We start from the raw sequence: 14825 nt of genomic DNA on the forward strand, positions 1-14825 counted from the left end.
CCCTAAAATTCTTTGGACACCAAGTCAGCAATAAATTCCTCTTCAATTTCAGAATTAGTCAATTTAGTATAATAAATTAAAGCAATACTAGTAGCCATTTGTTTTAACTGATCAGTATATTCAGATTTAAATTCTGCCACTTTTTTTTCAATAAGCTTGCTCTTTTTTTTATCTTCCTCTTCTAATATATTCTTAACATTAGCTCTCATTTCTTCTACCTGAGCAAGTGCATCATCTATGATTTTTTTTGCCTGTATTCTAGCTTGGGTTAAAGCTGCGTTATACTTGGTAATCTGATCTTCCGTAAGTCTTAAAAGATGAACAGAACTATTAAAAGAACCCAATACTTCTTTACTTCTAGTGCTTATTATTTCATCTAACTTTGGCAAAAATAAACAACTTACTACGAAAAAAAGTGAAGAGAAAAAAATTAAAAACCAAAAAACTTGAGAAAAGAAGGTTGAAACATCAAGCTGTGGCATCTGTTAAGCAGCAAATATTAATAACATTGCAAGTACAAACGCAAGCAATCCCATGATTTCAACCATGGCAGCACCAATATAAACATAACTTTTCATTTTACCTTCTGATTCAGGGTTTCTCGCAATCCCATTTAACATAGCAGAGAAGATATTAGCTATACCTAAACCAGCGCCGAGCATTCCAAACACAGCTAAACCAATTGCTATAAATTTTAAAGCTACTAAATCCATATATTACCTTTAATTATTTCTTTATAATATAATTGTAAAATATTCTACAAGGAAGTCAATTACTTTACTGCATCTGACAAATATACACATGTTAATATAGTAAATATATAAGCTTGTAAAATTGCAACAAATACTTCAAATCCTATCAATGCAATTATGAACAAAAACGGCGCAGGAGTGAAAAATATGTTCATATTTACAATAAACCCTGCTATCACTTTGATGATTGTATGACCAGCAATCATATTTGCTGCAAGCCTTATTGATAGGCTAACCGGCCTTACTAAATAAGCAAACAACTTAATAATAATTATTATAGGTGCAAGCCACGAAGGAGTTCCTTTTGGTAGCAATATGCGTAAAAATTCTACTCCCCTTTCTTTAAATCCAACAATCGTTATATAAATAAAAACCACCATCGATAAAGCGAAGGTGACTATCACATGACTTGTGACCGTGAAACTATAAGGAAGAACACCAACTAAATTACACGATAAAATGAAAATAAATACTGTGAATATCAATGGAATGTGCTGCAAGCCTTTGCTTCCAGTGTTATTTTCTATTATTGAAATAACAAAATCATATACATACTCAACTGCAGCTTGCAAATATCCTGGTATTACTGACCCCTTCTTTATTCCAAAAAGCAAAAAGAGTATCATCAATATCACCGAAATCATCGTGAAAAAAGATGAATTGGTAAAGCTTACGTCATACCCAAATAACCTAGGTAACTCTATTATTGTATATACCTTAAACTGTTCCAGTGGATTTAGTGCCATTTTAATCTGAATTATAAACAGTAAATAAAGTATGAATTTTATAGGACAAAGTCAAGAATTAAGATAAGGCTCTGTATTATTATAACATTAACATATTAACAAAATATGTAATTAGAATGTTAATTACAGTCAGCTCTGTATTTTAAAATTTACTAATCTTGTTAAATTATTCAATATCTTGACTTAATATCTTATTTTGATTATAATTTAATTTTTAGTGAGGTATATAATGAACGAAATAGATTTTATTAACACTAATCATCCTTTAAATTTGGAGCAGGAATTTGGTAACGGATACATCGAATCAGTAGATTGTTTCCTTGACGAAGATACTCGCGATTATTACATAGGACTCAACAATGCAATAATACACTTCTTTTTTGATGGTAACATTGATGAGGATGCCTGGGATTATGAAAGTCTTAAATTCTTTCTGGAGATAGATTTAAAAGGTGATATAGAAAAAATTCTTTCTCTTCGCAAGAAGATATAAAGTTACAAAAGCTTCTACATCATAAACAATGATGTAGAAGTATTCCACTACAATAAGCTTTAAAAGCACTACATTTTATATTACAATAACTTTTTCACTTCTTTTTAGGTCCATGAAATTCACATTATCTTGGTTATTAGAGTACTTAGAAACCAATGCTAGTTTAGAAGAAATTACCGATAAATTAACTCACATAGGGTTAGAAGTAGAAGATGTGATCGATAATTCCAGATTGACTGGGTTTATCGTTGCAGAGGTATTAGAAGTCGTACCTCATCCAAATGCTGATAAATTAAAATTATGTAAAGTAGATGACGGAAGTAAAATTCTACAAATAGTTTGCGGAGCAAACAATGTTAGAGAAGGTATGAAAACTGTGCTTGCATCTCTTGGTAGCACATTGCCAGAAAGTGATTTCACAATCAAGCCCACAAAAATACGAGGAGTGCTAAGTGAAGGGATGCTCTGCTCTGCTTCTGAACTTGCGCTGGTTCAAGAGGAAAGTGAAGGAATAATCGAGCTTTCCGATGATTATAAAGTAGGGGATAAATTTTTCAATTGTGACCCTGTAATTGATATAAATGTTACTCCAAACCGTGGAGATTGCTTAGGCATTTATGGAATAGCTCGCGACCTTGCTGCAACTGGAATTGGGACATTAAAGACTTTAAGCATTCCACAACTTACCAGCTCCATAAATTCACCAATCGATGTTGAAGTTACTGACGGGGAAAGTTTTATTAGTGGAATATACATCGCCAATGTAAAAAATCAAGAAAGCCCAAAATGGTTAAAAGATAGGCTGGAATCGATAGGAATGCGCTCCATTTCTGCAATAGTTGATATCACGAACTATATTATGATATCTTTCAGCCGCCCAATGCACGCGTATGATGCAAAAAAAATAGAAGGAGAGCTCACAGTACGCAAAGCAAACGACGGAGAAAAATTTGCTGGTTTGAACGGTAAAGAATACTTATTAAACAAAGACATAAGCGTTATTGCAGGTGATAAAAATATTCATGGAATTGCTGGAATTATAGGTGGTAAGTGCAGTGAATGTACTCTTGAAACTACTGATATCTTTTTAGAGTCTGCTTGGTTCGATCCCATCTCTATTACTAAATCTTCAAGGCAGCTCGGCATCTCCACAGACGCTAGTTACAGATTTGCACGTTCAGTTGATCCTGAATTTACTTTTGATGGACTCAACCTTGCAGCTAAAATGATTCTGGACTTATGTGGTGGAGAAACCTCAAGCGTAGTGTCTGCTGGCAGTTTAGATAGTGCTGACACCAAGGTGAGCTTTGATTATCAGGATGTGAACAAGTTTGGAAGTGTGTCTGTATCGCCTGATGAGGTGCTTGATATCTTAACGAAACTAGGGTTTAGTATTGATAAAAAAACCGAAGGCAATTGGAATGTACAAGTACCAAGCTGGAGACCGGACGTGACAATACCGGCTGACCTAATCGAAGAAGTAACAAGGATATACGGCTATGACAAAATAAAAGAAGAACCACTACCAAATAATGTTGAAGAAGTAGATAGTACATACGACAATTTGCGTATTTTGATGACAAACAGAGGGTTTCATGAAGTGCTAACCTGGTCGTTTATGAGTGAATCAACAGCTGAAAAATTTGGTTACTCGAATAAGTTATTTATCATCGATAATCCGTTTAACAATAGCTTTAATATAATGAGACCAAGTATTATGCCAAATTTATTGCAAGTTACTGCTGATAATATTGCCCATGGAATATCTGATCTTGCAATCTTCGAAATCGGGCCGATTTACGATGGTGAAGCTCAGTCTAAGTATGTTTTAAGTGGAATTAGGTCAGGAAATAATTTACCGCGAAACCATTATAATACTGATAGGAAAGTAGATGTTTTTGACGCAAAGGCTGATTGCATAGCAGCTTTGGAGTTTTTTAACGTTAATTGTGATAATTTAACGATAGAGAAAGCAGAAAAAGAACATTACCACCCAGGAAAGTCAGGCACTCTCTCTTTTAAGAATAAAGTAGCAGGTTATTTTGGAGAGTTGCATCCTAATATATTAGATCTTTTTGATATCAAGCAAAAAGTTGTAGGTTTTGAGGTAATACTAGAAAATATTGAAAATTTACCTGTAAGTAGAAAGAAATTTATCGATTATAAATACCAAAGTGTAAAACGTGATTTTGCATTTATAGTAAATAAGGATGTGGAAGTAGGTAACATAATCAATGTGATAAAAAAAAGCTCAGAGCTCATCACAGAAGTTTTGATATTCGATGTATACCATGGAAATAATATAGAACCGAATAAGATGTCTATAGCGTTGTCAGTTACTTTTTGCTCTCCAATCCACACTTTAACTGAAAAAGAGATCCAAAAAGAATCAAGTGCTATAGTTAATTTAGTATGTGAAAATACCGGAGGAACTTTGAGAACTTATCGTTGAGTCACAATCATAGTTTCCTGCCGTTGCTGTGTCACACTTACTTCATCCAATTTATTTCCAATATTGAATTCAATATCCTTGAAAAATCTATCCCACATTCCATGCAAATGCTCTTCTATTTTAGGCCACACATCATTTTTAAATGTTACCCCATCATCAGAAAATAAATTACCTAAAAAGGCTCCAATACCTTCATAATTTGACTGAAAACATTGAAGAAATGTCTCTCCTTCTTTATAAGTATTATGTGCCACATTTAACGCTTTTCTCTCTGTAGTCTCTTTATAAGCATTTGATGCTCCAATCTTTATTGCACCAAACATAACTTTACTCCAGTTCTTAACTTTCTGTATACAACCTTCACTATTTCCTGGTATATTATTTATTATATTTTTTGTCAAATTGTCTATCAAAGGAGACAATAAATTTTGACTAAAATGTTTGATATTATCTTTTGTTTTAATTACAGGATATTTGATGCGTTTTTCTGCTAAACAGTACTCCAGTTCTGCTCTTTCTAATAACTTCTTGATTTCTTTTTCATCAAAAGTTTCAAGCTTGAATACCTTCAGTAAATCATCTTCTATTACTGCAAATTTTATTTTTTCACGAGACGTTAGTTCTTCTTTATAATCATTTTTTGTTTCTTCATTTATCAATAATTCTTTTTTGCCTAATTCTAACTGTTTTAATGCTTTCAGAATTTCTTCATTCCTTTTTAAGAGCACTTCTATTGATCTTGTACCCGGATGCCCTTTTTCCCTGTTATTTTGTTCAGCTTGTAAACGCTTATTTTGATCTTTGAGTGTTTGTTCTAATGTAGATTTTTCTAAATGTCCTTCATCTTGCACGCGAAAAGCTTCAATTATTTCTGCTAGACCTGATTCACCATATTTTCTTAATTTCTTGCATAAACGTAAAACACCCTTTTTTTGTTCTCGAAGTAACCTTTGCACTTTATATTTTTTTATTTCTAAATACATCTTTTCTATAAAGTCATTTATTTTAGCTGAAGCTTCCTTATCCGATGGAACCTTTACTTTTTTTTCTAAATCTTCAAGCTGCTTCCTTAGGCTTTGCTTCTCCTTATCCGGTATATCTGATTGACTTAACTTACCTTGAACTTTTTTCATTACTGATTTTATCAGCCTGCGCTCAATCTCTTGATCATCATATTCGAATTTAAAAAGGTCTTCTAACCCCCTTTTTAAGGTGTCATTTGTTAAGCTACTGTTTTCATGTATTTCTTTTAATTTCTTATATATATTGTTACACCTTGTTTGACCTATTCCTCTTAAACTCTCTAATTCCTGTCTCACTAAAGAATTTTTTATCTCATCTTCCAGCGAAAAATCTTCTCCCCGTCTATCTCGCTGAAACTTAATTGCTTGTATAAAGGCAACTTGATAAGCACTTTGTATTAAGTGACTTGTCAAATTATGACCTATACTATCTACCACTTTCGACTTGAATTCGTTCAATAATTCCTTCAATTTATCATATGTAATCTCTTTCTTTTCTAGCTTTATCAGTTCTTCCATAGTCTTCGCAAATTCCTGAATAGAAGTTGCAAGCACATCCTTGATTTCATTGCGTAAGGGCTTAAGACCATTTTTTAAATTGATGTTAGTTGACAATTTCAGTACGATGCTATGCTCTGAATTCCGCGTCACATCAAACCACTTGTTATTTTCATTTTCATACAAATCTCTAAGCAATCGTTTAAATTGCGGTGGAAATTCTATTTCCATATCCCACGCAATATTTGGTCCAGTAACTTCCTTTTCATGAAAAGACACCTCAATATTTTGATGCTTATTAGAATACCGCCCCATACTTATTTTAAGAGCAGTAACTAAAGAGTGAGATAAATCTCTATTTAAAAGATAAAAAGTAGCCAAAGCAATTGTTGCAGGAACAACTAAGGCTACAAGTACAGCCATATTAACAAAAATTGCTATTGCAGCAAGAACACCATATGCCAATCTTTTTGGCACGCCAGTTTCACTCTTTTTTGTCTTATCTTCCCCTACACTGTCTTGTGTCTTGCTGTTTGCTTGAAATCTACTGCATACGACTAATCCCAGTGCAGTAAAAGCAATATAAGGAAGCATTAAAACTGACAGAGCTAAATTTAATATTTTCTTTTCTGGGCAAGTTCTATTTATTTCCTTAAATATTTCGCTTGATATATTATACCAGGAAGTAAAAAAATCAGAGTTATAATCTTTATAATGAAATATACTGAGTGGAACGTTAAAATTAGCTAACGGCTCTTGTTCTTCCACAGCATCAAAAAATTCTTCTTCCTCTTCTGAAGTAGCAAGACCTAAATTATTCCCTTCTTCTACATTAGAAACAGCTTCCATAGCATCAAAAAACTCTTCTTCCTCCTCCAAAGTAACAACAGATTCTGCTTTACCTAAACCACCACTATTGTTAACAACTTCTTCATAATCATCTGCAACAGCTTTATTCATATTATAACCTTATCCAATTACCTTAAGTATAGCATAAATACTGACAATCTTGCAACTTTATTAAAAATTTAACGCTCAATACTAACACTTAAATCCTGATATTCCTTAGAATAGAAGTTAGTTCCAATTTCTGTATTAATGTCCAAAGATAAGGCAAGGGTCTGCTCTTTTATATATTCAAACCACGTATTTATTGCTTCCTTAATTTTCTCTTCTTCTGTTTTGATTATTACTCTGATTCTATCTGATATATGAAAATCAGCTTGTTTTCTGGTTTCTTGAATGAGCCTCACGACATCTCTCGCTAACCCTTCTAGAATTAATTCATCATTTAGTTCAGTATTTAGAATGACAATCCCTTTATTGTTATCAAATACAGAGGAATATTCACTGTTTGCTTTTAACAATAGTTCATATTCGCCTTTTTCTATAATATAGTTCTCTGATTCGTCTCCTAGAAATATCTGCTCATTCTCAACTTGCTTCCATTTTCCCTCCTTGACATATTGAACTAGCTTCTTGATTTTGTCTGGAATTCTTTTCCCAAGCAGTGGGAAATTTAGCTTTAACTCTAGTGATGCAATACCTTCAAGTCTGTTTACTAATTCCAAGCTTTTTACATTCACCTCATCTTTTATCATCTCCTGGTACTCATTTGAATCTGCAGCACACTGGATCCCAGTGTCAGCTACTTGGATAACAGGAGAGAACTCTGGGATGACAGAAAGCGGTTCACCTTCAAGAAAACTACAGGAAGACTGATGATAAATGATCATACTGCCAAGCGGCTGTCTGATACGTATATTAAAAGTGTTTCTGATCGAAAGTGCAGAGTTGCACACCTCTCTCACTAGATCCATCTTGGCAATGAGCTGACTATCAAACTTCTCTAATTGTGGAAAATTAGCCAAATGAACAGATGTTTCTTCATACTTAAGCCCTTGCCATATATTCTCTGTTATAAGTGGCAACAAAGGAGCTGCAGCTCTTAGTATGTAATAAAAAACCGTATATAGAACATTATAAGCATCAGTTTTATCCTGATCCAAATCACTTTTCCAAAAACGCTCGCGACTGCGACGAATATACCAGTTATTCAGCACTTCAAAAAAATCTATCAGAATTTTGCAAGCCTCTTGGGAGCTATAGCTGTTCATAGAAGCTTGGATACTTTCTACAGCTTCAAAACATTTGGAAATCATGTAGCGATCAATAGTACTTTGATAATCCTTACAAACTTCAGCTTTAATTCCATCTGCATTTGCATACATAGTAAAAAAGTGATAACTGTTCCAAATAGGTTTTATTACGTTTTTCAGAACATCTCGTATTGAGTTTCCTTCTTTATCGAGTAGCAAATTACCACCACAAATAATAGATCCAGAAAGCATAAGAAAACGCAGTGCATCAGAACCGTATCTATCAAAAACCTCCATTGGATCTGCATAGTTATTCAAACGTTTGGACAATTTTTGCCCTTTTACATCCAAAACAACACCGTGGCATATGCAGTTCTTAAATGGTTCCCTATTAAACAAAGCAGTGGACAATACAAAGAGCGTATAAAACCACCCCCTGGTTTGCGCTATGTATTCAGTGATAAAATCCGCAGATTCAAACCACTCCTTATTTTCAAACGGATAGTGGATTTGCGCAAATGGCATCGAGCCAGATTCAAACCAGCAGTCAAACACGTCAGGTACACGGCGCATAACTGATTTTCCTGTTGGATCATCAGGATTTAGTCTTGTTAAAGTATCGATAAATGGTCTGTGCAAGTCGTCTATTTTAACATTAAAATCTCTCTCCAGTTCTTCTATTGAACCATATACATCTACTCTTGGATATCTCGCATCATCTGATTTCCATACAGGGATTGGCGTACCCCAGAATCGATTGCGTGAAATTGACCAGTCGTGTGCCCCTTCAAGCCATTTTCCAAATTGACCATCTCTAATGTGGTTTGGTATCCAATTAACTCTCTTATTTAGCTCTACCATTCTGCTTTTGAATTTTGTAACAGCAACATACCAAGAAGGCATAGTTCGATAGATCAAAGGAGTGTCAGTTCTCCAGCAGTGTGGATAATTGTGAATATATTGCTCAGTCTTAAACCAACTTCCCTGCCCTTTCAATTTTTTTATTACTGTATCATTGGCATCAAAAACATGAACCCCTGCCAAATCTGAAACTTCAGCAGTAAATTTTCCACTGTTATCAATTGGACAAATAACTGGAATATCATGGCTTTGGCAAAGGTAAAAATCTTCCTCACCAAATCCAGGAGCAGTATGCACAACGCCAGTACCGTCTTCTTCCGTCACATAATCAGCAATAAAAACGCGAAATGCATTTTTTGTGTCTTTAAAATAGTCAAACAGTGGTTTGTAAGAAAGACCTGCAAGATCATTCGCTTTAAGTTTTATATTGCAGTTTTCATATGGAATATTGTTTTGTTCAGAGTGGCTGATAAATTTCTCTAAGTAGCTTTCAGCAAAAATGTATATTTCACCATTCATTGAACTTCCTTCACTACTCCCTGTCATCCCAGTGCCCAGACACTGGGATCCAGAAATAGATTCCAGCGTCACGCGCTGGAATGACATCAAAGGGTGGACTGACACTGCACAATACTTAATATCTTTTCCTATTGCTAAAGCCAAGTTGCTCGGCAACGTCCAAGGAGTTGTAGTCCAAGCAAGTAATTTACACTTTCGTTTAACACTTTTAAATTGCTGTGGGTTTTCTAAAAGCTCAAATGCAACAGTTACAGCTTTGCTAACTTTTTCTCTATACGCGTTATCAAGCCTTGTTTCGAAATTAGATAATGGAGTTTCGCATGCCCAGCTATATGGTACAACGCGCACTGATTCATACACCAGACCCTTATCATAAAGCTGCTTGAATGCCCACATGACCGACTCCATGAATGATTTATCCATAGTCTTATAGTCATTGTGAAAGTCTACCCACCTTGCTTGCCTATTTACATACTTCTCCCACTCTGATGAAAATTTCATCACAGAAGTACGGCAATGATCGTTAAATTTATCTATACCAAACTTCTCTATCTCAGTTCTACCAGATATTCCAAGTTCTTTTTCTGCACCCATCTCAGCCGGCAATCCATGGCAATCCCAGCCAAATCTACGTTCAACCCTTTTTTGAAGCATAGTTTGATATCTTGCAAATGCGTCTTTGATGAAACCAGTGAGTAAATGTCCATAATGCGGAAGTCCATTTGCAAACGGAGGCCCATCGTAAAAGACAAAACAATTATCCTTGGAACGTTCTTCAACTGACCGCTCAAAAACTTTGTTTTCCTGCCAAAATTTTATGATTTCCTTTTCTAACGATAAAAAATCAGGACTACTTACTGTATCAGGATAATGCTTTGACTTCATGTTCGCTATGTAAAACTAAAGAATATAGGGCTTTCTGAAAAATTACAAATTCAAAAATATTTCCGTAGCTCACACCCCAACAAACTATTCTGCCGAGCTTCCAATACCTTTTTTTAAGTTTTACTTGCAGTTTTTATTGTTTTACTTAACATTAACCTAAGCTTTAGGGGTATTTTATGGATCAGAAGACAGATAAGTTTCCACAATTTTTAAAAATGTTGTGCTTTGTTGAAATGTGGGAACGTTTCTCTTACTATGGAATGAGGGCACTTTTGGTCCTATTTTTGACTTCTCACTTAGGTTTCACTGATGAGAGGGCCTTTACTATTTACTCATTATTTGCTGCAACAGGTTATGCTATACCAATACTTGGAGGTTTTTTAGCTGATAAGTTGATGGGATTCCGCAACATGGTGTTGCTTGGAGGGATAGTGATGATAGCAGGTCATGCTTGCATGTCATTGGTTAAGTTTGAACCAGGTTTATTATATTTAGGTTTATCTCTAATAGCCATAGGTACTGGTATGTTTAAAGGGAACGTAACTAACTTACTTAGTTCATGCTATGGCAAAGACGATCCTGAACGTAGCAGAGGCTTTACTTTATTTTACGTAGGTGTGAATATTGGAGCAATATTGGCTTCTATTTCATGTGGTTATGTAGCCCACTTGTTTGGCTGGCACTACGGCTTTGGTTTAGCTGGTATTGGGATGTCTATAGGGCTAATCTTTTTTCTCAAATTTCAGAATCTTTTAGGAGATAGCGGCCTTTCTCCTTATCCAGAGCTTATGAATAAGCGCATATTAGGGATTAAAATTTTTGGTATAGTATTGATAGGAAGCTTTCTGTCATCATCAATAATTGCTAAAATGCTTATACATAGTGAATTTTTTACTAATATGCTCATATTTATTGGAATAACAGCTCTGGGCATATTTATTTATATAATATCTAAATTATCAGCAGAACAAAGACGAAAATTAGTGGCATTATCTATTCTTGTGGTATTTTTCTTGTGTTTTTTTGCTTTAGAAATGCAGCTTGGCTCTTTGGTTAACTTATTCACCGAAAGAAACGTTATTAACAATGTATTAGGTATAACAATCCCAGCTTCAGTTTCTCAAGCCATAAATCCTTTGTCAATTATAATATTTGGCTTTCTTTTTGGAACATACATGAAGTTTAAGCAAAAATATGCAACTTCCATGTTTACCCTTGGCCTTCTGACAATGGCTATGTGTTTTTTCACACTGTACATAGGATGTTTAAACTCTAACATTGAAGGTAAAGTAGAATACTTATATTTAATAATTGCTATCTCCTTTATGGGACTGGGAGAATTATGTATTGCTCCATTAGTCCAAGAACAAGCAACTACACTAGCCCCCAAAAACCTTAGAGGAGTAGTGATGGGTATAGTAATGCTGTCATTAGCGTTTTCTAACCTAGCCGGAGTTGCAATATCAAAATTTATGTCAGTTCCTTCAGTAAATGGTAAAATAAATTATTTAGAATCTTTAGAAATATATAAAGAGGGTTTTTTAAAGGTGGGAATATTTAATTTAATGCTCGTTATTGTATTTTTATTCTTCTTCAATTTTATACATAAAGTTGTTACTAACTCATCTTGTACAAAAAATTGATATAGGTAAGCTCAAATTTGTAGGTTTAAGGTACCCGTTCAGCAGAGGTAGCAATTAAACTTTGTAACTTTTGAAAAAGATTATGATTGCATTTTTTCAATACTCTTTGCTTAAGATTTATATTTAACGCTGCTTAAAATCAGTGAAATGCACACCCCAGCAAACTACTCTGCCGAGCTTCCAACACTTTCACATTTACTATTTTGTCCCTGTATTTACCTTCAGAATCATCAATGCACACTGATTGCATATATGGGCTTTTACCAATAATTTGGTTTTGGTGTTTACCTTTTTTATCGCTAAATAGAATAGGTATAGTTTTACCTACCATACTCTGGTTAAACTCAAGTTGTTGCTTACTAATTAATTTCTGTAAACGAAGAAGGCGCTCTGTTTTAACCTCTTCTGGTACTTGATCTTTTCTTTCCGCTCCCGGTGTGCCTGGTCTTGGGCTGTATTTAAAACTATAAGCCTGAGCATATCTAACTTTTTCTACTAATTTCATAGTTTCTTCAAAATCTTTTTCGGTTTCTCCAGGAAAACCAACAATAAAATCAGAAGAAAATTCGATTTCAGGTTTCAATTTGCGAAATCTGTCTATTATTTCCAAATACTCCTCTGCAGTGTGTTTCCTGTTCATCGCGTGCAATATTTTATTCGAACCAGACTGCACAGGCAGGTGAACAAACGGCATGAGCTTTGGCTCTTCCGCATGTGCCAAGTAGAGAGATTCATGCATATCTCTTGGATGAGAAGTTGTATAACGAATCCTCTCTAGCTTTTCAATTTTAGCAATATGACTAATTAATTTTCCTAAATCCCACACTTCCCCTTCGCACTCCCCATGGTAAGCATTGACGTTCTGACCAAGCAAATTGATCTCATTTGCCCCATTTGCAACTAATTTCAATGCTTCACGAAATATTTCATTCACTGGCCGTGAATACTCAGCTCCACGAGTATAGGGCACTACACAAAACGTACAAAATTTATCACAACCCTCTTGTATGGCAAGAAACGCAGAAGACCCCTGGCTATTGCCATAGCATTCATCTGGCAATTTATCAAACTTTGCAACTTCAGGAAAATCAGTGTTTATTACATGACCTTTACTTCTGCTTGCTTTGACTATCAGCTCCGGTAAGGTAGCGATACTCTGCGGACCAACAACAATATCAACAAAAGGAGCCCTTCTGAACACTTCTTCTCCCTCTGCTTGCGCTACACACCCAGCCACCACTATAGTCATTTCTTTTCGTAACGAATGAATCTTCCCAAGCTCTGAGTAAAGTTTTTCTGCTGCCTTCTCTCTAATGTGACAAGTATTCAGTATCACTAAATCGGCTTTCCCTGCATCACTAACAACGTTGAACCCCAAAGGTTTAATTACATTTTCCATTAAAACGGAGTCATAAACGTTCATCTGACAGCCGTAAGTTTTAATATATAGGCCTTTCATATTTGGTATGTCTTTTTCAAAATTTCTTCACCCTACACGTAAATGTCTAACAGACCAGCGCGTGACGCTAGTGAACTTGCTAGCACAATAGATTTTGACAAAATTATACGAAAAACTGGATCCCAGTGTCAAGCACTGGGATGACAAGTTCTCGGCAACCCCTACGTCATACCATCACGGTATCTCTAGATCCCGCTAACAAGTAGCGGGATGACGGTTGTCAGGGTGTCATGAAAGTAGCTAACACTGGCTTCCATCCAAGAGGGCAGTGCCCTCTTCTTGTCATCCCAGTGCTTGACACTGGGATGGCTTTGTTGCATCGCTACTTATGAAAGGCTAACTATAGTTAGGATTATAAGCAACCTATTGAAAATCTTGTTTTTTTGCAATCAATCTGATCAAATTTAAGAATAGTAATTTATTATTTATATTAATAAATTTAATTCTATTGAAAATAGCTAAAGCATTGAAATTCTTGAATTTTAGCCGGATTAGTGAGTGGTAGTGAAATTTCTTTTACTCAAATTTAGGTATTCACTGACCGTTCTTGTTATAAATACCAGAATAATAAGCTACTGATATTCTCTACCTTTTTTATCTTTATCCATCATAGCTAGCGATGCAACAAAGCCCACTGGGATCCAGGAAAAAGAATGGTGTCATGCAAGTAGCTAACACTGGGATCCAGGAAAAAGAATGGTGTCATCCGAGTAGCTTGACACTGGCATCCAGGAGACTTAATTGCAAGTAATGCATTGAGTTTGGTGAGTATGGGTTTTGCGTTATAGAATGAAGCACTTTTGGTGAATTTGTAAAGAAAGCTGGATCCCAGTGTCAAGCACTGGGATGACAAGAAAGGGAGCACTGGAATTTTTATTTCAGTATTGTACATTAGCCATGCATCTGAACAGATACGAGCTTTCTGCTTTTTTTGGGTAAGGTCAGTCAAAAAGGTTTTACAACAACCATAATAACTATAACTATTATCAATACTGTAACTGCTTCATTTAAAACGCGAAAATAAATATGTGACTTCTTATTCGAACCCATTGCAAAATTTTTCCTATATTTTGCAAGTAGCATATGAATAATTAACATCAAAAGTATTGCAAATGCTTTTACATGAAACCATCCTTCACGATATGCTTCCCTAATAACCATTAGTGTAATTCCAAGACCAAGTGAGAAAAGCATTGCAGGGTTTATGATATATCTAAGTAGCCTCTTTTCCATTGTTTGAAGCAAGCTATCATTTTCCGATCCCGGTTTTACAGTTGCATGGTAGACATAAAGCCTGGGTAAATAAAGCATACCTGCCATCCACATGATAACAGAGATAACGTGAAAAGCCTCAAGCCAGTGGTAATAGTTCATTAGCAAAAATTTAAAATTCCTG

Annotated in this window: 11 protein-coding genes; 3 read left to right on the plus strand and 8 right to left on the minus strand. The window is 35.0% G+C overall.

All coding sequences use genetic code 11. From position 1 onward, the window contains the following. Positions 1-2 precede the first annotated feature (2 nt). Genes ACJZL3_RS02830 through ACJZL3_RS02840 form a run of 3 tightly spaced genes read right to left on the minus strand, consistent with a single transcriptional unit; the run spans position 3 to position 1498 of the window. On the minus strand, positions 3-482 hold the full coding sequence (locus ACJZL3_RS02830) for an ATP synthase F0 subunit B (protein WP_010962584.1): 480 nt from the start codon (positions 480-482) through the stop codon (positions 3-5). 3 nt (positions 483-485) lie between these two features. Further along, positions 486-713 carry a F0F1 ATP synthase subunit C gene (locus ACJZL3_RS02835; RefSeq protein ID WP_006014985.1) on the minus strand — a complete coding sequence of 76 codons (228 nt, stop codon included), beginning with the start codon at positions 711-713 and terminating at the stop codon, positions 486-488. A 59-nt stretch (positions 714-772) separates the two neighbouring features. Next, a complete protein-coding gene (locus tag ACJZL3_RS02840; protein WP_022626288.1) occupies positions 773-1498 on the minus strand; it encodes a F0F1 ATP synthase subunit A in 726 nt (241 codons plus the stop codon). A 229-nt stretch (positions 1499-1727) separates the two neighbouring features. On the opposite strand from ACJZL3_RS02840, the gene ACJZL3_RS02845 reads away from it, so the two are divergent. Then, positions 1728-1991 carry a hypothetical protein gene (locus ACJZL3_RS02845; protein WP_010962582.1) on the plus strand — a complete coding sequence of 88 codons (264 nt, stop codon included), beginning with the start codon at positions 1728-1730 and terminating at the stop codon, positions 1989-1991. Between the two features lie 112 nt (positions 1992-2103). Continuing rightward, a complete protein-coding gene (pheT, locus tag ACJZL3_RS02850; protein ID WP_010962581.1) occupies positions 2104-4443 on the plus strand; it encodes a phenylalanine--tRNA ligase subunit beta in 2340 nt (779 codons plus the stop codon). Here pheT and ACJZL3_RS02855 read toward each other — a convergent pair. Beyond that, positions 4434-6923 carry a hypothetical protein gene (locus tag ACJZL3_RS02855; protein ID WP_419198922.1) on the minus strand — a complete coding sequence of 830 codons (2490 nt, stop codon included), beginning with the start codon at positions 6921-6923 and terminating at the stop codon, positions 4434-4436. The genes pheT and ACJZL3_RS02855 overlap by 10 nt on opposite strands. A 68-nt stretch (positions 6924-6991) precedes the next feature. Then, a complete protein-coding gene (locus tag ACJZL3_RS02860; RefSeq protein WP_070356811.1) occupies positions 6992-10327 on the minus strand; it encodes a class I tRNA ligase family protein in 3336 nt (1111 codons plus the stop codon). Positions 10328-10503: 176 nt separating this feature from the next. Between ACJZL3_RS02860 and ACJZL3_RS02865 the strand changes: the two genes are divergently transcribed. Next, positions 10504-11970, plus strand: a complete 1467-nt coding sequence (locus ACJZL3_RS02865) for a peptide MFS transporter (RefSeq protein WP_007548626.1) — start codon at positions 10504-10506, stop codon at positions 11968-11970. Between the two features lie 139 nt (positions 11971-12109). Here ACJZL3_RS02865 and miaB read toward each other — a convergent pair whose 3' ends face one another. From miaB to hemJ, 3 genes are all read right to left on the minus strand, one after another. Beyond that, positions 12110-13429 (minus strand): tRNA (N6-isopentenyl adenosine(37)-C2)-methylthiotransferase MiaB, encoded by a 1320-nt coding sequence (gene miaB, locus ACJZL3_RS02870; RefSeq protein ID WP_419198923.1) that lies wholly within the window; start codon positions 13427-13429, stop codon positions 12110-12112. A 613-nt stretch (positions 13430-14042) separates the two neighbouring features. Further along, a complete protein-coding gene (locus ACJZL3_RS02875) occupies positions 14043-14378 on the minus strand; it encodes a hypothetical protein (protein ID WP_138344595.1) in 336 nt (111 codons plus the stop codon). Beyond that, positions 14375-14803, minus strand: a complete 429-nt coding sequence (hemJ, locus tag ACJZL3_RS02880; protein ID WP_010082641.1) for a protoporphyrinogen oxidase HemJ — start codon at positions 14801-14803, stop codon at positions 14375-14377. Before hemJ ends, ACJZL3_RS02875 begins: the two co-directional genes overlap by 4 nt. Positions 14804-14825: the final 22 nt, after the last annotated feature.

The organism is Wolbachia endosymbiont of Rhagoletis cingulata, assembly GCF_048537655.1.
Taxonomy (GTDB): Bacteria; Pseudomonadota; Alphaproteobacteria; order Rickettsiales; family Anaplasmataceae; genus Wolbachia; species Wolbachia pipientis.